At 48.6% G+C, this 17,334-nt stretch carries 31 protein-coding genes and 1 pseudogene; all 32 read left to right on the forward strand.

All coding sequences use genetic code 11. The annotated features are described in order from the left end of the window. Window positions 1-126 (forward strand): annotated as a pseudogene (gene tuf, locus ACO0LM_RS18525) (elongation factor Tu); the annotation flags it as partial. Between the two features lie 132 nt (window positions 127-258). Then, window positions 259-576, forward strand: a complete 318-nt coding sequence (gene rpsJ / locus ACO0LM_RS18530) for a 30S ribosomal protein S10 (protein WP_110255911.1) — start codon at window positions 259-261, stop codon at window positions 574-576. A 222-nt stretch (window positions 577-798) separates the two neighbouring features. Next, window positions 799-1,455, forward strand: coding sequence for a 50S ribosomal protein L3 (rplC, locus tag ACO0LM_RS18535; protein WP_422989130.1), 657 nt, complete (start codon window positions 799-801; stop codon window positions 1,453-1,455). A 3-nt stretch (window positions 1,456-1,458) separates the two neighbouring features. Then, window positions 1,459-2,082 carry a 50S ribosomal protein L4 gene (gene rplD / locus ACO0LM_RS18540; RefSeq protein WP_186950515.1) on the forward strand — a complete coding sequence of 208 codons (624 nt, stop codon included), beginning with the start codon at window positions 1,459-1,461 and terminating at the stop codon, window positions 2,080-2,082. Continuing rightward, on the forward strand, window positions 2,079-2,393 hold the full coding sequence (gene rplW, locus ACO0LM_RS18545; RefSeq protein ID WP_422989131.1) for a 50S ribosomal protein L23: 315 nt from the start codon (window positions 2,079-2,081) through the stop codon (window positions 2,391-2,393). Before rplD ends, rplW begins: the two co-directional genes overlap by 4 nt. Before the next feature lie 2 nt (window positions 2,394-2,395). After that, window positions 2,396-3,223: a 50S ribosomal protein L2 gene (gene rplB, locus ACO0LM_RS18550; protein WP_422989133.1), complete on the forward strand. Its 828-nt coding sequence runs from the start codon at window positions 2,396-2,398 to the stop codon at window positions 3,221-3,223. 10 nt (window positions 3,224-3,233) lie between these two features. Continuing rightward, window positions 3,234-3,509 carry a 30S ribosomal protein S19 gene (gene rpsS, locus ACO0LM_RS18555; protein WP_110255916.1) on the forward strand — a complete coding sequence of 92 codons (276 nt, stop codon included), beginning with the start codon at window positions 3,234-3,236 and terminating at the stop codon, window positions 3,507-3,509. Window positions 3,510-3,515: 6 nt separating this feature from the next. Next, window positions 3,516-3,848 carry a 50S ribosomal protein L22 gene (gene rplV, locus ACO0LM_RS18560; RefSeq protein WP_174244915.1) on the forward strand — a complete coding sequence of 111 codons (333 nt, stop codon included), beginning with the start codon at window positions 3,516-3,518 and terminating at the stop codon, window positions 3,846-3,848. Between the two features lie 9 nt (window positions 3,849-3,857). Then, the gene (rpsC, locus tag ACO0LM_RS18565; RefSeq protein WP_423038788.1) at window positions 3,858-4,691 is read left to right on the forward strand and encodes a 30S ribosomal protein S3; all 834 of its coding nucleotides are present in this window, start codon (window positions 3,858-3,860) and stop codon (window positions 4,689-4,691) included. A 2-nt stretch (window positions 4,692-4,693) separates the two neighbouring features. After that, window positions 4,694-5,113 (forward strand): 50S ribosomal protein L16, encoded by a 420-nt coding sequence (gene rplP, locus ACO0LM_RS18570; RefSeq protein WP_110255918.1) that lies wholly within the window; start codon window positions 4,694-4,696, stop codon window positions 5,111-5,113. A gap of 12 nt (window positions 5,114-5,125) precedes the next feature. Further along, on the forward strand, window positions 5,126-5,317 hold the full coding sequence (gene rpmC, locus ACO0LM_RS18575; RefSeq protein ID WP_110255919.1) for a 50S ribosomal protein L29: 192 nt from the start codon (window positions 5,126-5,128) through the stop codon (window positions 5,315-5,317). Continuing rightward, window positions 5,317-5,589 (forward strand): 30S ribosomal protein S17, encoded by a 273-nt coding sequence (gene rpsQ, locus ACO0LM_RS18580; RefSeq protein ID WP_422989136.1) that lies wholly within the window; start codon window positions 5,317-5,319, stop codon window positions 5,587-5,589. The genes rpmC and rpsQ overlap by 1 nt, the downstream gene beginning before the upstream one ends. A 239-nt stretch (window positions 5,590-5,828) precedes the next feature. Beyond that, complete coding sequence (gene rplN / locus ACO0LM_RS18585; RefSeq protein ID WP_006464924.1) at window positions 5,829-6,197, forward strand: 50S ribosomal protein L14; 369 nt, start codon at window positions 5,829-5,831, stop codon at window positions 6,195-6,197. Between the two features lie 9 nt (window positions 6,198-6,206). Next, window positions 6,207-6,521, forward strand: a complete 315-nt coding sequence (rplX, locus tag ACO0LM_RS18590) for a 50S ribosomal protein L24 (RefSeq protein ID WP_186950507.1) — start codon at window positions 6,207-6,209, stop codon at window positions 6,519-6,521. Between the two features lie 4 nt (window positions 6,522-6,525). After that, window positions 6,526-7,065 (forward strand): 50S ribosomal protein L5, encoded by a 540-nt coding sequence (gene rplE / locus ACO0LM_RS18595; RefSeq protein ID WP_422989138.1) that lies wholly within the window; start codon window positions 6,526-6,528, stop codon window positions 7,063-7,065. 7 nt (window positions 7,066-7,072) lie between these two features. After that, window positions 7,073-7,378, forward strand: a complete 306-nt coding sequence (gene rpsN / locus ACO0LM_RS18600; RefSeq protein ID WP_110255923.1) for a 30S ribosomal protein S14 — start codon at window positions 7,073-7,075, stop codon at window positions 7,376-7,378. A 14-nt stretch (window positions 7,379-7,392) separates the two neighbouring features. Beyond that, complete coding sequence (gene rpsH, locus ACO0LM_RS18605; protein WP_162039557.1) at window positions 7,393-7,788, forward strand: 30S ribosomal protein S8; 396 nt, start codon at window positions 7,393-7,395, stop codon at window positions 7,786-7,788. 10 nt (window positions 7,789-7,798) lie between these two features. Continuing rightward, the gene (gene rplF / locus ACO0LM_RS18610) at window positions 7,799-8,332 is read left to right on the forward strand and encodes a 50S ribosomal protein L6 (protein WP_423038790.1); all 534 of its coding nucleotides are present in this window, start codon (window positions 7,799-7,801) and stop codon (window positions 8,330-8,332) included. Between the two features lie 12 nt (window positions 8,333-8,344). Continuing rightward, a complete protein-coding gene (gene rplR, locus ACO0LM_RS18615) occupies window positions 8,345-8,707 on the forward strand; it encodes a 50S ribosomal protein L18 (RefSeq protein WP_422989141.1) in 363 nt (120 codons plus the stop codon). A 12-nt stretch (window positions 8,708-8,719) separates the two neighbouring features. Beyond that, window positions 8,720-9,238, forward strand: a complete 519-nt coding sequence (rpsE, locus tag ACO0LM_RS18620) for a 30S ribosomal protein S5 (RefSeq protein ID WP_110255927.1) — start codon at window positions 8,720-8,722, stop codon at window positions 9,236-9,238. A gap of 10 nt (window positions 9,239-9,248) precedes the next feature. Next, complete coding sequence (gene rpmD, locus ACO0LM_RS18625) at window positions 9,249-9,428, forward strand: 50S ribosomal protein L30 (RefSeq protein ID WP_162039560.1); 180 nt, start codon at window positions 9,249-9,251, stop codon at window positions 9,426-9,428. A gap of 28 nt (window positions 9,429-9,456) precedes the next feature. Beyond that, window positions 9,457-9,888, forward strand: a complete 432-nt coding sequence (gene rplO / locus ACO0LM_RS18630) for a 50S ribosomal protein L15 (RefSeq protein WP_186950503.1) — start codon at window positions 9,457-9,459, stop codon at window positions 9,886-9,888. Between the two features lie 26 nt (window positions 9,889-9,914). Beyond that, entirely contained in the window at window positions 9,915-11,252 is a 1,338-nt protein-coding gene (gene secY / locus ACO0LM_RS18635; protein ID WP_422989143.1) for a preprotein translocase subunit SecY, read from the forward strand. Between the two features lie 23 nt (window positions 11,253-11,275). Beyond that, the gene (infA, locus tag ACO0LM_RS18640) at window positions 11,276-11,494 is read left to right on the forward strand and encodes a translation initiation factor IF-1 (protein ID WP_005663428.1); all 219 of its coding nucleotides are present in this window, start codon (window positions 11,276-11,278) and stop codon (window positions 11,492-11,494) included. Window positions 11,495-11,527: 33 nt separating this feature from the next. Continuing rightward, window positions 11,528-11,641, forward strand: a complete 114-nt coding sequence (gene rpmJ / locus ACO0LM_RS18645) for a 50S ribosomal protein L36 (RefSeq protein ID WP_014004415.1) — start codon at window positions 11,528-11,530, stop codon at window positions 11,639-11,641. A gap of 27 nt (window positions 11,642-11,668) precedes the next feature. Next, a complete protein-coding gene (gene rpsM, locus ACO0LM_RS18650; RefSeq protein ID WP_186950499.1) occupies window positions 11,669-12,034 on the forward strand; it encodes a 30S ribosomal protein S13 in 366 nt (121 codons plus the stop codon). A gap of 31 nt (window positions 12,035-12,065) precedes the next feature. After that, complete coding sequence (rpsK, locus tag ACO0LM_RS18655) at window positions 12,066-12,470, forward strand: 30S ribosomal protein S11 (protein WP_110255932.1); 405 nt, start codon at window positions 12,066-12,068, stop codon at window positions 12,468-12,470. Window positions 12,471-12,681: 211 nt separating this feature from the next. Further along, window positions 12,682-13,305: a 30S ribosomal protein S4 gene (gene rpsD, locus ACO0LM_RS18660; protein ID WP_422989145.1), complete on the forward strand. Its 624-nt coding sequence runs from the start codon at window positions 12,682-12,684 to the stop codon at window positions 13,303-13,305. Between the two features lie 105 nt (window positions 13,306-13,410). Continuing rightward, window positions 13,411-14,388 carry a DNA-directed RNA polymerase subunit alpha gene (locus ACO0LM_RS18665; protein ID WP_110255934.1) on the forward strand — a complete coding sequence of 326 codons (978 nt, stop codon included), beginning with the start codon at window positions 13,411-13,413 and terminating at the stop codon, window positions 14,386-14,388. A 125-nt stretch (window positions 14,389-14,513) separates the two neighbouring features. After that, on the forward strand, window positions 14,514-14,909 hold the full coding sequence (gene rplQ, locus ACO0LM_RS18670) for a 50S ribosomal protein L17 (protein WP_110255935.1): 396 nt from the start codon (window positions 14,514-14,516) through the stop codon (window positions 14,907-14,909). 234 nt (window positions 14,910-15,143) lie between these two features. Beyond that, window positions 15,144-15,473, forward strand: a complete 330-nt coding sequence (gene cutA / locus ACO0LM_RS18675) for a divalent-cation tolerance protein CutA (RefSeq protein WP_423038792.1) — start codon at window positions 15,144-15,146, stop codon at window positions 15,471-15,473. Beyond that, window positions 15,470-17,293 (forward strand): protein-disulfide reductase DsbD, encoded by a 1,824-nt coding sequence (gene dsbD, locus ACO0LM_RS18680; RefSeq protein ID WP_423038794.1) that lies wholly within the window; start codon window positions 15,470-15,472, stop codon window positions 17,291-17,293. The genes cutA and dsbD overlap by 4 nt, the downstream gene beginning before the upstream one ends. Window positions 17,294-17,334 lie beyond the last annotated feature (41 nt).

Consider the following 17,334-nt stretch of genomic DNA (forward strand, 5'->3'; position numbering starts at 1 on the left):
GGTGATAACGTCTCTATCACAGTCAAACTGATCAACCCGATCGCGATGGAAGAAGGCTTGCGCTTCGCTATCCGTGAAGGCGGTCGTACTGTCGGTGCTGGCGTTGTTGCTAAAATCATCGAGTAATATCTGTCGTAATTTGTAGTATACTAGCTGGCTGTCGTATTAAATTTAATGCGGCAGCCAGTGTAGTTTTCGCTCTTTATTCAATATGCCACCGGTTCTGCCGTCAGTGGCTCGCTCTTTACAGGAATGAACATGTCCACACAAAATCAAAAAATCCGTATCCGTCTGAAGGCTTTCGATTACAAACTGATCGATCAGTCCGCTCTGGAAATCGTTGAAACAGCCAAGCGCACAGGCGCTGTTGTTAAAGGCCCGGTCCCTCTGCCTACACGTATCCAGCGTTTCGACGTACTGCGTTCCCCACACGTGAACAAAACTTCCCGTGATCAGTTCGAAATCCGTACGCACCAGCGTTTAATGGACATCGTCGACCCAACTGACAAAACAGTTGATGCATTGATGAAGCTCGATCTGCCAGCTGGCGTTGACGTAGAAATCAAATTGCAATAATCCCAATTGATCGGGAAATGCGAATGCAAATTTGTATTTCCAGATAAATACTGAAAATTCGACATACCACAATTTTTCGAAAATTCAAATAAATAGTCTTGTAAATAAAAAATTCGCAGGCTATAATCGAAGGCTTAGATGTAGGTCAGCTATTGCTGGCCTATTCGTTTAAGTTTTTTAAACATCAGCCTCACCCAATCGTAGGTGAGAATGGAGAAAACAATGAGCTTGGGCCTAGTTGGTCGCAAGGTTGGTATGATGCGCATCTTTACAGATGACGGGGATTCAATTCCGGTTACTGTTTTGGATGTGTCCAACAACCGCGTGACGCAAGTCAAAACTCCTGAAACAGACGGTTACTCCGCTGTTCAGGTAACTTTCGGTCAGCGCCGTGCATCCCGCGTAACAAAAGCGGCTGCCGGTCACCTCGCAAAAGCAGGTGTTGAAGCTGGTACTGTATTAAAAGAATTCCGTATTGATGCTGCTAAAGCTGCTGAAATGAAAGCAGGCGATGTCGTGCCTGTTGGCATGTTCGAAGCTGGTCAAAAAGTGGATGTACAAGGCGTTTCTATTGGTAAAGGCTATGCCGGTACCATCAAGCGTCACCATTTCGCTTCCGGTCGCGCTTCTCACGGTAACTCCCGTTCGCATAATGTACCTGGTTCTATCGGTATGGCGCAGGATCCAGGTCGTGTATTCCCTGGTAAGCGCATGACTGGTCATCTGGGTGACGTTACTCGCACTGTGCAAAATCTGGAAATCGCTCGCGTTGATGCTGAGCGTCAGTTGTTGCTGGTGAAGGGTGCTGTGCCGGGTGCAAAAAATGGTCAGGTGGTTGTATCTCCTGCTGTTAAAGTTAAAGCAAAGAAGGGAGCCTAATCCATGGAACTGAAGCTCCTAAACGAACAAGGTCAAGCAGCGTCGAACGTAGCCGCTCCTGATACTATCTTTGGTCGTGATTACAATGAAGCCTTGATTCATCAAGTCGTCGTTGCATTCCAAGCCAATGCTCGTAGCGGTAATCGCAAACAAAAAGATCGTGAAGAAGTCCATCACACAACCAAGAAGCCTTGGCGTCAAAAAGGTACTGGTCGTGCACGTGCTGGTATGTCTTCTTCTCCATTGTGGCGTGGCGGTGGTCGTATATTCCCGAATTCGCCTGATGAGAATTTCTCTCACAAAGTTAACAAGAAGATGTATCGCGCAGGTATCTGCTCGATCCTGTCTCAGTTGGCTCGTGAAGGTCGTTTGAATGTGGTCGACAATGTCGCTGTTGATGCACCTAAGACAAAACTGTTGTCCGAAAAGCTGAAGGCAATGGGTTGCCTGGATTCCGTCCTGATCATTACTGACGAATTCAATGAAAACCTGATGTTGGCAGCGCGTAACCTGGCAAATGTTTTGGTTGTTGAGCCACGTTATGCAGATCCAGTTTCTTTGGTGTTCTACAAGAAAGTGTTGATCACCAAGCCAGCACTGGCAAAGATTGAGGAGATGCTGGCATGAGCGCACCAGTCAAACATAGCGAAGAACGCCTGATGAAGGTGTTGCTGGCTCCTGTGATTTCTGAAAAAGCAACCATGGTTGCTGAAAAGAATGAGCAAGTGGTTTTCCTGGTTATGCCAGATGCAACCAAGCCAGAAATCAAAGCTGCCGTCGAATTGCTGTTTAAAGTACAAGTTGAATCCGTACAAGTGGCAAATCGTCAAGGTAAACAAAAACGTACCGGTAAATTTAATGGCCGCCGCAATCATACAAAACGCGCTTTTGTATGCTTGAAGCCAGGTCAGGAAATTAACTTTACTGAGGGGGCATAAGCATGGCACTCGTTAAGATGAAGCCAACCTCACCAGGTCGTCGTGGTATGGTGAAAGTAGTGACAGAAGGCCTGTACAAAGGTCGTCCGTTCGCTGCTTTGTTGGAAAAGAAATCCAAGACTGCTGGCCGTAATAATAACGGTCACATCACTACCCGTCATATCGGTGGTGGCCACAAGCAGCATTATCGTCTGGTTGACTTCAAACGCAACAAAGATGGTATCCCTGCAAAAGTAGAACGTATTGAATACGATCCTAACCGTACAGCACACATTGCTTTGTTGTGCTACGCGGATGGTGAGCGTGCATACATCATTGCGCCTAAAGGTATGGTCGCCGGTGATCAGGTGATGAACGGTTCGCAAGCGCCGATCAAATCTGGTAACTGTTTGCCTATCCGTAACATCCCGGTCGGTACAACTATGCACTGCGTAGAAATGCTGCCAGGTAAAGGTGCTCAGATTGCACGTACAGCTGGTGCTGGCGTTGTGCTGATGGCACGCGAAGGTACTTATGCTCAGGTTCGTCTGCGCTCCGGTGAAGTTCGCCGCATTCATATCGAATGCCGTGCGACAGTCGGTGAAGTAGGCAACGGCGAGCATAACCTGCGCAAAATCGGTAAAGCTGGTGCAATGCGTTGGCGTGGTGTTCGTCCTACCGTTCGCGGTGTGGTCATGAACCCGGTCGATCACCCGCACGGTGGTGGTGAAGGTAAAACTGCAGCCGGCCGTCACCCAGTATCACCATGGGGTCAGCAAACCAAGGGTAAGAAGACACGTCGCAACAAGCGCACTACTTCGATGATCGTCTCACGCCGTGGCAAGAAATAAGGGATAAAACATGACACGTTCATTGAAAAAAGGGCCGTTTTGCGACGCCCACCTGGTGAAGAAAGTCGAAACCGCGCAAGCGACTAAAGACAAAAAGCCAATCAAGACTTGGTCCCGTCGTTCGACAATTATGCCGGACTTCATCGGTTTGACCATTGCGGTTCATAACGGTAAGCAACACGTACCAGTTTATGTTTCCGAAAACATGGTTGGTCACAAGCTCGGCGAATTCGCGCTGACCCGTACGTTCAAGGGTCACGCTGCCGATAAAAAGGCTAAGAGATAAGGACCGATGATGGAAACTAAAGCAAATTTGCGCGGTGTGCGTCTGTCTGAGCAAAAAGGTCGCCTGGTGGCTGACCTGATTCGCGGTAAAAAAGTAGATCAGGCATTGAATATCCTGGCATTCAGCCCTAAAAAAGGTGCTGCGATCATCAAGAAAGTGTTGGAGTCTGCAATTGCAAACGCCGAACACAATGATGGCGCGGATATCGATGAGCTGAAAGTAAAGACTATCTATGTCGAAAAAGGTGCGATTTTGAAGCGTTTTACAGCACGCGCAAAAGGTCGTGGTGATCGTATCTCTAAACAATCCTGTCACATTTATGTGACTGTCGGTAACTAAGGAGTCACGATGGGACAGAAGATACATCCAACCGGTTTTCGCTTGGCAGTAACACGTAACTGGTCTTCTCGCTGGTATGCTGGCAATGGTAACTTTGCCGGCATGCTGATCGAAGATCTGAAGGTACGTGAATACCTGAAGAAGAAACTGAAAAACGCGTCTGTAGGCCGCATCGTTATCGAGCGCCCTGCCAAAAACGCACGCATTACTATTTATAGCTCCCGTCCAGGCGTTGTAATCGGTAAAAAAGGCGAAGACATTGAAGTATTGAAAGCTGAGTTGTCGAAATTGATGGGCGTGCCAGTGCACGTCAACATCGAAGAAATCCGCAAGCCAGAAATCGATGCGCAATTGATCGCTGATTCTATCGCTCAACAGCTGGAAAAACGCATCATGTTCCGCCGCGCCATGAAACGTGCGATGCAGAATGCAATGCGCCTGGGTGCGCAAGGTATCAAAATCATGTCTGGTGGTCGTTTGAACGGTATCGAAATCGCACGTAAAGAATGGTATCGCGAAGGCCGTGTGCCTCTGCATACTCTGCGTGCTGACATCGACTACGGCTTTGGCGAAGCATCCACAACTTACGGCATCATTGGCGTAAAAGTATGGGTCTACAAAGGCGATCGTTTGGCAAATGGCGATGCGCCTGTTATCGAATCGACACCGGAAGACGACAAAAAACGTCGTGGTCCACGTCGTGATGATGGCAAGCCAAATAGCCGTCCACGCGCCAAGCGTCCTGAAGGACAAACACCGACGACCGGCGCAGCAGCCCCGGCAGCCAAGCGCGTACGCGCAAAAGCTGACGCTGCAGCCCCGGCTGAGAAAGCAGGAGAATAATCATGCTGCAACCAGCACGCAGAAAATATCGCAAGGAACAGAAAGGCCGTAACAAGGGTATCTCGCATACTCGTGGTACAGCAGTTTCCTTCGGTGAGTTTGGCTTGAAAGCGGTTGGCCGTGGTCGTATCACAGCGCGTCAGATTGAAGCTGCGCGTCGTGCAATGACACGTCACATTAAACGCGGTGGTCGTATCTGGATCCGCATTTTCCCGGACAAGCCAATTTCCCAGAAGCCAGCGGAAGTCCGTATGGGTAATGGTAAAGGTAATCCTGAGTACTACGTTGCCGAGATTCAACCAGGCAAAATGTTGTACGAAATGGATGGTGTCGATGAGACGCTGGCACGCGAAGCGTTCCGCTTGGCTGCAGCTAAATTGCCGCTGTTGACTACGTTCGTCGTCCGTCAAGTCGGCCAATAATAGGAGTTGTAAATGAAAGTATCTGAACTCCAAGGTAAGGATCAGGCGGCTTTGACCAAAGAACTGAATGAATTGCTGAAGGCACAATTCAGCCTGCGTATGCAAATTGCTACGCAACAGCTGACTAACACTTCGCAGTTGAAAAAAGTTCGTCGTGACATCGCACGTGTAAAAACCGTCATGAACCAGAAGGATGCCAAATAATGAACGATCAAGTTAAAGTCGCACTGAAGCGCACATTGATTGGCAAGGTTGTCTCGGACAAGATGAACAAGACCGTAACAGTGGTCGTTGAACGTCACGTCAAGCATCCTTTGTATGGCAAGATCATCGTCCGTAGTGCAAAGTACCACGCGCACGATGAAGCAAACCAGGCAAAGGCTGGCGACACCGTTGAAATTCAAGAAGGTCGTCCTATCTCCAAGACTAAAGCTTGGACAGTGACACGTGTGGTTCAAGTCGCACAAGTAGTATAAATTTATTGCACAAATCGTTTTTTGGTGTAATAATAATGGGCTGTCATTTGCAAAGTAAGCGAGTGGCAGCCTAAATGTCTTTCGCAACGCCCTCCTGTTGTGAAAGTGGTTAAAAAATCGTCCACCTAATCAGTTGGCTCGTGCATTGTAGGTTATGTAGGGGTTAGCTGGCAGGACCAAGACTGACTACAAATTTGCATAGTGCAAGTTGTGTGGATTAAGTTGGGAAAGAGAACATTATGATTCAAACAGAAAGCCGGCTGGAAGTGGCTGACAATACTGGTGCGCGCGAAGTTTTGTGCATTAAAGTGTTGGGCGGTTCCAAGCGTCGTTATGCGGGTATTGGTGACGTAATCAAAGTCACTGTTAAGTCTGCTGCTCCGCGCGGTCGTGTAAAAAAAGGTGAAATTTACAACGCCGTTGTCGTGAGGACAGCTAAGGGTGTTCGTCGTCAAGATGGCTCGTTGGTCAAATTTGATGGCAATGCTGCGGTATTGTTGAATGCAAAACTTGAGCCTATCGGTACTCGTATTTTCGGCCCAGTAACACGCGAACTGCGTACTGAGCGCTTTATGAAAATCGTGTCCCTGGCTCCTGAAGTGCTGTAAGGGGTTGTGATGAACAAAATTCGTAAAAACGACGAAGTCATCGTCTTGACGGGTAAAGACAAAGGTAAGCGCGGTCAGGTGCAAACATGCATCGATAGCGATTACGTTGTTGTTGCTGGTGTTAATGTGGCCAAGAAGGCAGTTAAACCAAACCCAATGACTGGCGCAGTTGGTGGCATCGTGGATAAAGTGATGCCGATTCATGTGTCGAATGTTGCATTGTTTAATGCAGCGTCTGGCAAAGCAGACCGTGTAGGCTTCAAGGTAGTGGATGGCAAGAAAGTCCGTATCTACAAGTCGACTGGCGAAGTTGTGAAGGCATAACATCATGGCCCGTCTACAAGCTATATATAAAGATAAAATCGTTGGTGAATTGACTCAAAAGTACGCTTACAAGTCAATCATGGAAGTCCCACGTATCTTGAAAATCACCCTGAATATGGGTTTGTCTGAAGCAATTGCTGACAAAAAGATTATCGAGCATGCGGTTGGTGATCTCACCAAGATCGCTGGTCAAAAACCAGTAGTGACCAAAGCTCGCAAAGCGATCGCTGGTTTTAAAATCCGTGAAGGTTATCCAATTGGTTGTATGGTAACTTTGCGTGGCGCTCAGATGTATGAATTCCTGGATCGTTTCATCACTGTGGCGCTGCCACGTGTACGTGACTTCCGTGGTGTTTCTGGTCGTGCGTTTGATGGTCGTGGTAACTACAATATCGGTGTCAAGGAACAGATCATTTTCCCTGAAATCGAATACGACAAGATCGACGCGTTGCGTGGTATGAATATCAGTATCACTACGACAGCAAAGACCGACGACGAAGCGAAATCGCTCCTCGCCGCATTTAAATTTCCGTTCAGAAACTGAGGTCGCCATGGCAAAATTGGCACTGATTAATCGTGAGCAAAAGCGTGCAGACCTGGTGAAGAAATTCGCTGGCAAGCGCGCCGAATTGAAGGCCATCATTGATGACCAATCAAAGACAGAAGAAGAGCAGTACGCTGCTCGTCTGAAGTTGCAGGCTTTGCCACGTAATTCCAATCCGACTCGTCAGCGTAACCGCTGCGCTTTGACAGGTCGCCCACGTGGCACATTCCGTAAGTTTGGTTTGGGCCGTATTAAACTCCGTGAAGTCGCCATGCGTGGTGAAATCCCGGGTATGACTAAAGCCAGCTGGTAATAGGAGAATAAGCAATGAGTATGAGCGATCCTATCGCCGATATGCTGACCCGCATCCGTAACGCACAAGTTGTTCAAAAAACTGTCGTCGCGATGCCGTCTTCCAAAGTAAAGATCGCAATTGCGAACGTACTTAAAGACGAAGGTTACATTGAAGATTTCGCAGTTTCTGAAACTGCAGGTAAGTCCGAATTGAAAATCGGCTTGAAATATTACGCAGGACGTCCTGTTATTGAACGCTTGGAACGTGTATCACGTCCAGGTCTCCGTATTTACAAAGGTAAAGACGAGATCCCAAGTGTCATGAACGGTTTGGGAGTGGCGATCGTTTCCACACCAAAAGGCGTTATGACTGACCGCAAAGCGCGCGCAACCGGTGTCGGTGGCGAAGTGATTTGCTACGTCGCCTAAGGAGTGAAAGATGTCTCGAGTAGGTAAGATGCCAATCGCTTTGCCGGCAGGTGCTGAAGTCACCATTTCGACAGAGCAGATTACAATTAAAGGCCCACAGGGCGTGCTGACCCAAGCATTGAATGGCTTGGTGACAGTTGCGAACGACAAAGGTACTTTAAGTTTTTCCCCAGCTAATGATGGTCGTGAAGCCAATGCGATGAGCGGTACCTTGCGTGCCCTGGTCAATAATATGGTTAACGGCGTCACCAAAGGTTTCGAAAAGAAACTGAGCTTGGTCGGCGTTGGTTATAAAGCGCAAGCTCAAGGCGACAAATTGAATTTGTCTCTTGGTTTCTCGCACCCTGTTGTTCACGCAATGCCAGCTGGCGTTACATGTGCAACACCAACACCAACTGAAATCCTGATTAAAGGGATTGATAAGCAAAAAGTTGGTCAGGTTGCTGCTGAAGTTCGTGCATACCGCAGTCCAGAGCCTTATAAAGGCAAAGGCGTTCGCTATGCGGACGAAGTGGTTGTGATTAAAGAAACCAAGAAGAAGTAATAGGGGTTGACGATGGACAAGAAACAATCACGTCTGCGCCGCGCACGTCAAACCCGTGCCAAGATCGCAGAACTCAAAGTGAACCGCCTGGCCGTGCACCGCACAAACCTGCACATCTATGCAAACATCATTGGCCCAGATGCCAGAGTGTTGGCATCGGCTTCTACCGTAGAGGCAGAAGTACGTGCAGAGTTGGCTGGCAAGTCTGGTGCGGGTGGCAATGCTGCTGCAGCGAGCTTGGTCGGCAAACGTGTTGCGGAGAAGGCAATCAAAGCAGGGGTTACCGAAGTTGCGTTTGACCGCTCCGGTTTCCGTTACCACGGTCGCGTCAAGGCGCTTGCAGAAGCAGCCCGTGAAGCTGGCTTGAAGTTCTAAGGAAAATTTGTCATGGCAAAAATGCAAGCAAAAACAGCAGCCGACAAGCCGGATGATGGCATGCGCGAAAAAATGATCGCGATCAACCGCGTAACCAAAGTGGTTAAGGGTGGTCGTATCATGGGTTTCGCAGCGTTGACAGTCGTTGGTGACGGCGATGGCCGTATCGGTATGGGCAAGGGAAAATCGAAAGAAGTTCCGGTAGCCGTACAAAAAGCGATGGAAGAAGCACGTCGCAAGATGATTAAAGTGACTTTGAAGAACGGTACTTTGCAACACACCGTTACTGGCAAGCACGGCGCATCTTCCGTCATGATTTCTCCGGCAAAAGAAGGTACTGGCGTTATCGCTGGTGGTCCAATGCGCGCGATTTTTGAAGTAATGGGTATTGTGAACGTCGTGGCGAAATCCAACGGTTCCACTAACCCTTACAACATGGTTCGTGCAACTTTGAATGGTTTGGCCAAGATGAGTACTCCATCTGAAATCGCTGCAAAGCGTGGCAAAACTGTTGAAGAAATTCTCGGTTAAGGAGCACCTCATGTCTAAGACAGTAAAAGTGCAATTGGTTAAAGGTTTGATCGGCACACGCCAGGATCACCGTGCAACTGTACGTGGCCTGGGTCTGCGTCGCGTCAATTCAGTTTCTGAATTGGAAGACACACCAGCAGTACGTGGCATGATCAATAAAGTCTCGTATCTTGTGAAGGTTGTATCGTAAGCCGTTTGGTTTTCGATCGGAGCAAATTATGGAATTGAATACAATCCAGCCAGCTGATGGCGCAAAACACTACAAACGTCGTGTTGGTCGCGGTATCGGCTCAGGCTTAGGTAAAACAGCGGGTCGTGGCCATAAAGGTCAAAAGTCCCGTTCCGGCGGCTTTCATAAAGTCGGTTTTGAAGGCGGTCAGATGCCTCTGCAACGTCGTTTGCCAAAACGTGGTTTTAAATCACTGGCAACACCGTATAAAGCAGAAGTTCGCCTGACAGACCTGGAAAACCTGCCAGTGACAGACATCGACGTTTTGGCTTTGAAACAAGCCGGCGTAGTCTCTGAACTGGCACGTGTAGTCCGCGTCATTTTGTCTGGTGCAATTACCAAAAAAGTTTCTTTGAACGGTTTGATCGTCACTAAAGGCGCTAAAGCTGCAATCGAAGCTGCTGGTGGCACAATCGCTTAATTCAAAGCAGACAACCGGAGCATTAATTGGCAACATCTCCACAACAAAATAAAAGTGCCGCAAGTGGGTTTCCCTGGGGGCGACTCTGGTTCTTGCTGGCGGCACTGGTTGTCTACAGGATAGGTGCACATGTTCCTGTACCTGGCATTGATGCAAATGTGCTAGCTGAAATGTTTAAACAAAACCAGGGCGGTATTCTGGGTATGTTTAATATGTTTTCAGGCGGTGCGCTGCAGCGCTTTGCAATTTTTGCGCTCGGTATCACCCCGTATATTTCGGCTTCGATCATCATGCAGTTGATGTCGATCGTCTCTCCTCAACTGGAAGCCCTCAAAAAAGAAGGCGAATCCGGTCGTAGAAAGATTACGCAATATACGCGTTATGGCACCTTGTTGCTGGCAACTGTGCAAGCCTACTTTATTGCATTTGGTCTGGAAGGTCAGGCTAATCTGGTGATAGATCCGGGTCTCGCTTTCCGTTTTACGACGGTAGTGTCCCTGGTGACAGGTACGATGTTCCTGATGTGGCTCGGTGAGCAAATCACTGAACGCGGTCTGGGAAATGGTATCTCCATCATCATTTTCTCTGGTATCGCGGCAGGTTTGCCTGGTGGTTTGAGTAATCTGTTTGAATTGGTACGTAGCGGTCAGATAGGTAATTTCTCGGCACTGGTGATCTGTGTCCTGGTTCCGGCAGTAACGTTTGCAGTGGTGTATGTCGAGCGTGGTCAACGCAAGATTCTGGTGAATTACGCCAAGCGTCAAGTGGGTAATAAAGTGTATGGCGGGCAAAGCAGTCATTTGCCGCTGAAGTTGAATATGGCTGGTGTCATTCCTCCCATTTTTGCTTCTTCCATTATCTTGTTCCCGGCGACGATCACCAGCTGGTTTACCAAGGGTGCTGAGTCTTCAACGAGTGGTGTAGTTACCTTCCTGAAAGATTTGGCTGCGTCGATGGCGCCTGGTGAACCGATACACGCTTTGTTGTATGCAGTAGCGATCATCTTCTTCTGCTTTTTCTATACCGCTTTGGTATTCAATAGCAAGGAAACCGCTGATAACTTGAAGAAAAGTGGTGCGTTTGTTCCGGGGATTCGTCCTGGTGACCAGACCGCTCGCTACATCGACAAGATTTTGATGCGCTTGACGCTGGCTGGTGCGATTTATATTACGCTGGTTTGTCTGTTGCCAGAATTTTTGGTTGCGAAGTGGAAAGTACCATTCTATTTCGGCGGAACGTCTCTGCTGATTATCGTGGTGGTTACCATGGACTTTATGGCGCAGGTACAGAACTATGTGATGTCCCAGCAATATGATTCGCTTCTTCGTAAAGCAAATTTCAAGGGCGGGATTCCTTCACGGTAATCGCCCAGGGGACAGCAGATCGAATGGCAAAAGACGACGTTATACAGATGCAGGGCGAGATTCTGGAGAATCTTCCGAATGCAACATTTCGAGTTAAGTTGGAAAACGGGCATGTTGTACTTGGCCATATTTCCGGGAAGATGCGAATGAACTATATTCGTATTCTTCCAGGTGATAAGGTGACAGTGGAATTGACGCCTTATGATTTGAGCCGGGCGCGAATAGTGTTCCGTACCAAGTAAATTTAAAATGAACTAGAAGGAAAGAGGGCAAAAATGAAAGTTCTCGCATCAGTTAAGCGGATCTGCCGCAACTGCAAAATCATCAAGCGCAAGGGTGTTGTTCGTGTTATATGCACAGAACCACGCCATAAGCAGCGCCAAGGTTAATTAACGTTATTGAACGAGGAATAACGAATGGCACGTATCGCAGGGGTTAATATCCCAAATCATCAGCATACCGTAATCGGCTTGACAGCTATCTATGGTATTGGCCGTCCACGCGCACAGAAAATCTGTGACGCAACAGGTGTTTTGACCAATAAAAAGGTTAAAGATCTGGATGACAACGAACTCGAGAAGCTTCGCGACGAAATCGGTAAATTTATCGTCGAAGGCGACTTGCGTCGTGAACTGTCCATGAACATCAAACGCTTGATGGACTTGGGTTGCTACCGTGGTCTCCGTCATCGTAAAGGCTTGCCTTGCCGTGGCCAACGTACACGCACTAATGCGCGTACTCGTAAGGGTCCACGTAAAGCAGCGCAATCTTTGAAGAAATAATCCAGGCTAGCCCGGATCCAAGGAAAACATTATGGCAAAAGCTCAAAATAACGCTGCAGCAGCACGTGCGCGTAAGAAAGTTAAAAAGAACGTTGCAGAAGGTATTGCTCACGTTCACGCTTCTTTCAACAACACCATCATCACGATCACTGATCGTCAAGGCAATGCGTTGTCTTGGGCAACTGCCGGTGGTGCTGGTTTTAAAGGCTCACGTAAGTCTACTCCGTTTGCAGCGCAGGTTGCAGCAGAGGCAGCTGGTAAAGTGGCTGTTGAATGCGGTATCAAAAATCTGGAAGTTCGTATCAAAGGCCCAGGCCCAGGTCGCGAATCTTCAGTACGCGCCTTGAACAATCTGGGGATCAAGATCTCCCTGATTCAAGACGTTACTCCAGTGCCACATAACGGCTGCCGCCCTCCAAAGCGTCGTCGTATCTAAGCTGGAATACTAAGCGGGATTTATTCTCTGCTGGCGTTCTGACGGAATCTCCGTTAGAATGCAGACCCGCCATTTCGTTGGCGGGTTTTGTGTTGTGAAAATTTTAGAATTTACAAAGACACCGTCTTTGTTGTTAAGACCACCGTCTGATTGCAGGCAGATCAGACTAGCGTAGTGTAGAAAACATTACGTCATTTACAAGGAAAATATCGTGGCACGTTATATCGGACCAAAAGCAAAACTTTCCCGTCGCGAAGGCACGGATCTGTTCTTGAAGAGCGCACGTCGCTCCCTCGACTCCAAATGCAAACTGGACGCAAAACCAGGTCAACATGGTCGCACTTCCGGTGCTCGTACCTCTGACTACGGTAATCAATTGCGCGAAAAGCAAAAAGTTAAACGTATGTACGGCGTTTTGGAACGTCAGTTCCGCCGTTACTTCGCTGAAGCTGACCGTCAAAAAGGCAACACAGGCGAAACCCTGTTGAAATTGCTGGAATCCCGTCTGGACAACGTTGCTTACCGTATGGGCTTCGGCTCCACACGCGCTGAAGCACGTCAGCTGGTAAGCCACAAGGCATTCACAGTCAACGGTATCGTTGTCAACATCGCTTCTTACCAGGTTAAATCTGGTGACGTCATCGCTGTTCGTGAAAAAGCCAAGAAACAAGTTCGTATCGCTGAAGCACTGTCCCTGGCAGAACAATCCGGCATGCCTTCCTGGGTAGCTGTTGATGCGAAGAAACTGGAAGGTACTTTCAAGTCCATGCCAGATCGTAGCGACATCGCTCACGATGTCAACGAATCCCTGATCGTTGAATTGTATTCTCGTTAATATTCAAGTTTCACCGCCTGCCTGTTTAGCGACAGGCAGGCTTTTTTCTTTAATGCCGTCAGCCTTATCGGTGTAACGAACCGAGGGTATTGAAAAGGACATTTCATGCAAAACAATCTGTTGAAGCCACGTATCATTGATGTGGAAATGCTGGGTGCCGGTCACGCTAAAGTCGTGATGGAACCTTTTGAACGTGGTTATGGCCATACACTGGGCAATGCGCTGCGTCGCGTGCTGTTGTCCACTATGGTTGGTTATGCACCGACTGAAGTAGTTATCGCTGGTGTGGTTCACGAATATTCTTCCCTCGATGGCGTGCAAGAAGACGTCGTTGACATCCTGTTGAACTTGAAAGGCGTCGTTTTCAAGTTGCATAACCGTGATGAAGTTACACTGACATTGAAAAAAGATGGCGAAGGCGCTGTATTGGCTTCCGACATCGATCTGCCGCATGACGTAGAACTGATCAACCCGGATCACGTGATCGCCAATCTGACAGCCGGCGGTAAGCTGGACATGCAGATCAAGGTAGAAAAAGGCCGTGGCTATGTGCCAGGTAACGTTCGCCGTCTGTCTGAAGATGCGAACAAAACCATCGGTCGTATGATATTGGATGCGTCTTTCTCTCCAGTACGTCGTGTTTCTTACGCAGTGGAATCTGCCCGCGTTGAACAACGTACCGATCTGGATAAACTAGTTATCAATATTGAAACCAACGGCGTTATCTCTCCCGAAGAAGCAATTCGTCAATCCGCCCGTGTGCTGGTTGATCAATTGAATGTCTTCGCTGCCCTGGAAGGTACTGAAGCTGCTGCTGAAGCCCCATCCCGTGCACCTGCAGTTGATCCTGTCCTGTTGCGTCCAGTCGATGATCTGGAACTGACAGTACGTTCAGCCAACTGCCTGAAAGCAGAAAACATTTACTACATTGGTGATCTGATCCAGCGTAGCGAAAATGAACTGTTGAAGACACCAAATCTGGGTCGCAAGTCCTTGAACGAAATCAAGGAAGTTCTGGCTTCCCGTGGTTTGTCTTTGGGCATGAAATTGGAAAACTGGCCACCAGCTGGCCTGGAAAAGTAATTTTGTCACAACGAGTGGGCTGAGACAGCCTGCTCGTTTTTTAACCGTAGTAAAAATAATTACCGGCCCGCGATGAGTTTGCTTATCGATAGAAGAGCTGGCATTTAAATCTGAAAGGAAATACCATGCGTCATCGTCACGGCTTACGTAAGCTGAATCGTACTTCTTCCCACCGTCTGGCAATGCTGCGCAACATGACAGTATCCCTGTTGCGTCACGAAGCCATCAAAACAACTTTGCCAAAAGCCAAAGAACTGCGCCGCGTTATCGAGCCGATTCTGACTTTGGGTAAAACAGACACACTGGCTAACAAGCGTCTGGCTTTCTCCCGTTTGCGCGACCGCGAAATGGTAGTCAAGCTGTTTGCTGAACTGGGCCCACGTTATGCAAATCGTAACGGCGGCTACCTGCGCATCCTGAAAATGGGTTTCCGCGTCGGCGACAATGCTCCTATGGCATACGTTGAACTGCTGGACCGTCCAGAAGGCGTCGATGCAGCTGATGCACCAGTTGCTGAGTAGTCTCAAGTAATTAGTCTTAAGTAATGCACCGGTGACAGCAATGTCCCGGTCTTGAAAAGCCGTTCAGTTTATACTGAACGGCTTTTTACTTTTTACCTGTCAGCTTATTCTCCGCATTGCGTGTAATGCAAAGCACTCTGTGCCGACCAATACCTGTCCACGGGATGAATGTGAACGCGCTCCAGGAGAAGGCTGGACCTGCAACTGTTATCAGAATGAAATTGGAGAGCCAACATGGATGCGCAAAGCCTGATACTGGTATTCACCAATGTGCCTGACCGCGAAACCGGAAAGCGCATGGCCAGCCAGATCGTCGCGCAGAAATTGGCTGCCTGTGTGAACATTTCCTCTGATATATTGTCCATCTACAACTGGGATGGCCAGCAACAGGCAGAAACTGAAGTCCAGTTAATGATCAAGACGACACAAGCCCGTTATGCACAGCTGGAAGAATTAATAAAGAACAAGCACCCTTACGAATTACCTGAAATTATTGCCACCCCCCTGGTGGCCGGGCTGCCAGCCTATCTGGGGTGGGTAAGAAAAGAAACTGAAACGCCATGAACTCATTCCCGCTACAGCGATCTGCTGCCTCTTTTGTCGTGTTTGCCCAACTGCTACGCCTGAGTGCATTGGTTTTTGCGCTGCTGCTGACACCGTTCAGTATGGCCGAGGATTTCCTCGATCCGGAAGAAGCCTTCAAGGTGTCTGCCAAAATGGTGGAACCAGGCATCGCCGAAGTCACGTTTACGATCGCAGATGGCTACTACCTGTATCGTGAACGTTTCAAATTCAGTTCAGATGACGCCAAGCTGGGTGAGGTTCAACTGCCTAAAGGCAAAGTCAAGTTTGATGAAACCTTCCAGAAAGACGTAGAAACCTACAGAAAGTCCGTGGTGGTCCGTGTGCCTGTGCAGGCGACTGCGGACTTCACGCTTAAAGTGGGACGTCAGGGTTGTGCTGATGCCGGGTTGTGTTACCCGCCAATGGAAACGCCGATTAAATTGCAGATCGCCAGTACGGCAGCTGGATCATCATCTGCTAGTGCAGCACCAGCAACTAGTACCGAAATAGTTGCAAATAAGCCGGCAACAGAGTCTTCTGATGATGAAAGTTCAGGCATCAGCAAGGCGCTCAAAGGTGGGAAGTTGCTGGTCATTTTGCCACTCGCCTTTATTCTCGGTCTCGGTCTGTCGTTGACGCCGTGTGTCTTGCCTATGGTACCTATTCTTTCATTTATCATTGTTGGTGAAGGTACCAGCGTTACACGTAGCCGGGGGTTTTTGCTGTCGTTCGCTTATGTGCTTGGTACCACTGTTTTATACACCGGATTCGGTATTGCTGCTGCCCTGGCTGGTGAGAGCCTGGCAGCGCAACTGCAAAATGCCTGGGTACTGGGAACATTCTCACTGATATTGGTTGGCTTTGCTTTATCCATGTTCGATGTCTATCAGTTGCAAATGCCAGCAGCTTTACAGACCAGGCTGACAGAAGTTTCTGAAGGTCAGACCCGCAATAATAGAGTCGGCAAATTGTTTGGCGTGTTTTTAATGGGCATTATCTCAGCATTGATTGTTGGCCCTTGTGTCACCGCCCCATTGCTCGGCGCTTTGGTCTATATAAGCCAGACACGTGACGTGCTGGTAGGTGGTGCAGCCATGTTTGTCATGGCAATCGGCATGGGTACCCCGCTGCTGCTATTGGGATTGTCTGCTGGAAGTTTGTTGCCGCGCGTAGGTGTCTGGATGGAAAGCATTAAGCACTTCATTGGTGTCCTGATGATAGCCCTGGCTTTATGGATGGTCAGTCCGGTTATCCCGGTCTGGACGCAAATGCTCGGTTGGGCCATCTTGCTGATAGTCTATGCCGTTTATCAATTATTTTTCCAGCGCAGCGGTATGCTGCTCAAAGCCGTATCGATCATCTTTATCCTGGTGGGTGCCGTGCAATTGATCGGTGTTACCACTGGTGGCCGTGATGTATTTTCCCCGCTTGCTCACCTCTACGGCGGTCAGACACATGGCGTAACTTTCACGCGTGTGCGCAATGTTGCCGAGCTGGATGCGGCACTGGCACAATCCAAAGGCAAAACCGCCATGCTGGATTTTTATGCTGACTGGTGTGTGTCCTGCAAGGAAATGGAAAAACTGACTTTCACCGATCCCAAAGTCAAGGCCAGACTCGACACCATGCTCTTGCTGCAAGTGGATGTGACTGCCAATAATGCAGATGACAAAGCCCTGCTGAAACGCTTCAATCTGTTCGGGCCACCAGGCATTATTTTCTTTGATGGACAAGGCGCAGAGGTCCAGGGGAAACGTGTTATCGGTTACCAGGATGCAGAGAAATTTATTACTTCACTGCAACGCGTTGAAGGCAAATAAGCGGACTGCCGCGCATATTCAGGGATAGGTATAAGCATTCA

This window comes from Undibacterium sp. Di26W, from assembly GCF_049340265.1.
Taxonomy (GTDB): Bacteria; Pseudomonadota; Gammaproteobacteria; order Burkholderiales; family Burkholderiaceae_D; genus Undibacterium.

Bases quoted from the DNA above. Each gene is read 5' to 3' on its own strand.
- rpsK (WP_110255932.1), top strand. From the start codon at position 12,066: ATGGCAAAAGCTCAAAATAACGCTGCAGCAGCACGTGCGCGTAAGAAA.
- rpsN (WP_110255923.1), top strand. From the start codon at position 7,073: ATGGCAAAATTGGCACTGATTAATCGTGAGCAAAAGCGTGCAGACCTG.
- rplV (WP_174244915.1), top strand. From the start codon at position 3,516: ATGATGGAAACTAAAGCAAATTTGCGCGGTGTGCGTCTGTCTGAGCAA.
- rpsC (WP_423038788.1), top strand. From the start codon at position 3,858: ATGGGACAGAAGATACATCCAACCGGTTTTCGCTTGGCAGTAACACGT.
- rplD (WP_186950515.1), top strand. From the start codon at position 1,459: ATGGAACTGAAGCTCCTAAACGAACAAGGTCAAGCAGCGTCGAACGTA.
- rplC (WP_422989130.1), top strand. From the start codon at position 799: ATGAGCTTGGGCCTAGTTGGTCGCAAGGTTGGTATGATGCGCATCTTT.
- rpsH (WP_162039557.1), top strand. From the start codon at position 7,393: ATGAGTATGAGCGATCCTATCGCCGATATGCTGACCCGCATCCGTAAC.
- rplQ (WP_110255935.1), top strand. From the start codon at position 14,514: ATGCGTCATCGTCACGGCTTACGTAAGCTGAATCGTACTTCTTCCCAC.
- rplW (WP_422989131.1), top strand. From the start codon at position 2,079: ATGAGCGCACCAGTCAAACATAGCGAAGAACGCCTGATGAAGGTGTTG.
- rpsQ (WP_422989136.1), top strand. From the start codon at position 5,317: ATGAACGATCAAGTTAAAGTCGCACTGAAGCGCACATTGATTGGCAAG.
- rplX (WP_186950507.1), top strand. From the start codon at position 6,207: ATGAACAAAATTCGTAAAAACGACGAAGTCATCGTCTTGACGGGTAAA.
- rpsE (WP_110255927.1), top strand. From the start codon at position 8,720: ATGGCAAAAATGCAAGCAAAAACAGCAGCCGACAAGCCGGATGATGGC.
- ACO0LM_RS18665 (WP_110255934.1), top strand. From the start codon at position 13,411: ATGCAAAACAATCTGTTGAAGCCACGTATCATTGATGTGGAAATGCTG.
- rplP (WP_110255918.1), top strand. From the start codon at position 4,694: ATGCTGCAACCAGCACGCAGAAAATATCGCAAGGAACAGAAAGGCCGT.
- rplB (WP_422989133.1), top strand. From the start codon at position 2,396: ATGGCACTCGTTAAGATGAAGCCAACCTCACCAGGTCGTCGTGGTATG.
- rplE (WP_422989138.1), top strand. From the start codon at position 6,526: ATGGCCCGTCTACAAGCTATATATAAAGATAAAATCGTTGGTGAATTG.
- rpsS (WP_110255916.1), top strand. From the start codon at position 3,234: ATGACACGTTCATTGAAAAAAGGGCCGTTTTGCGACGCCCACCTGGTG.
- rplF (WP_423038790.1), top strand. From the start codon at position 7,799: ATGTCTCGAGTAGGTAAGATGCCAATCGCTTTGCCGGCAGGTGCTGAA.
- rpmC (WP_110255919.1), top strand. From the start codon at position 5,126: ATGAAAGTATCTGAACTCCAAGGTAAGGATCAGGCGGCTTTGACCAAA.
- rpsM (WP_186950499.1), top strand. From the start codon at position 11,669: ATGGCACGTATCGCAGGGGTTAATATCCCAAATCATCAGCATACCGTA.
- rplN (WP_006464924.1), top strand. From the start codon at position 5,829: ATGATTCAAACAGAAAGCCGGCTGGAAGTGGCTGACAATACTGGTGCG.
- rplO (WP_186950503.1), top strand. From the start codon at position 9,457: ATGGAATTGAATACAATCCAGCCAGCTGATGGCGCAAAACACTACAAA.
- rpmJ (WP_014004415.1), top strand. From the start codon at position 11,528: ATGAAAGTTCTCGCATCAGTTAAGCGGATCTGCCGCAACTGCAAAATC.
- infA (WP_005663428.1), top strand. From the start codon at position 11,276: ATGGCAAAAGACGACGTTATACAGATGCAGGGCGAGATTCTGGAGAAT.
- rplR (WP_422989141.1), top strand. From the start codon at position 8,345: ATGGACAAGAAACAATCACGTCTGCGCCGCGCACGTCAAACCCGTGCC.
- rpsJ (WP_110255911.1), top strand. From the start codon at position 259: ATGTCCACACAAAATCAAAAAATCCGTATCCGTCTGAAGGCTTTCGAT.
- cutA (WP_423038792.1), top strand. From the start codon at position 15,144: ATGGATGCGCAAAGCCTGATACTGGTATTCACCAATGTGCCTGACCGC.
- rpmD (WP_162039560.1), top strand. From the start codon at position 9,249: ATGTCTAAGACAGTAAAAGTGCAATTGGTTAAAGGTTTGATCGGCACA.
- dsbD (WP_423038794.1), top strand. From the start codon at position 15,470: ATGAACTCATTCCCGCTACAGCGATCTGCTGCCTCTTTTGTCGTGTTT.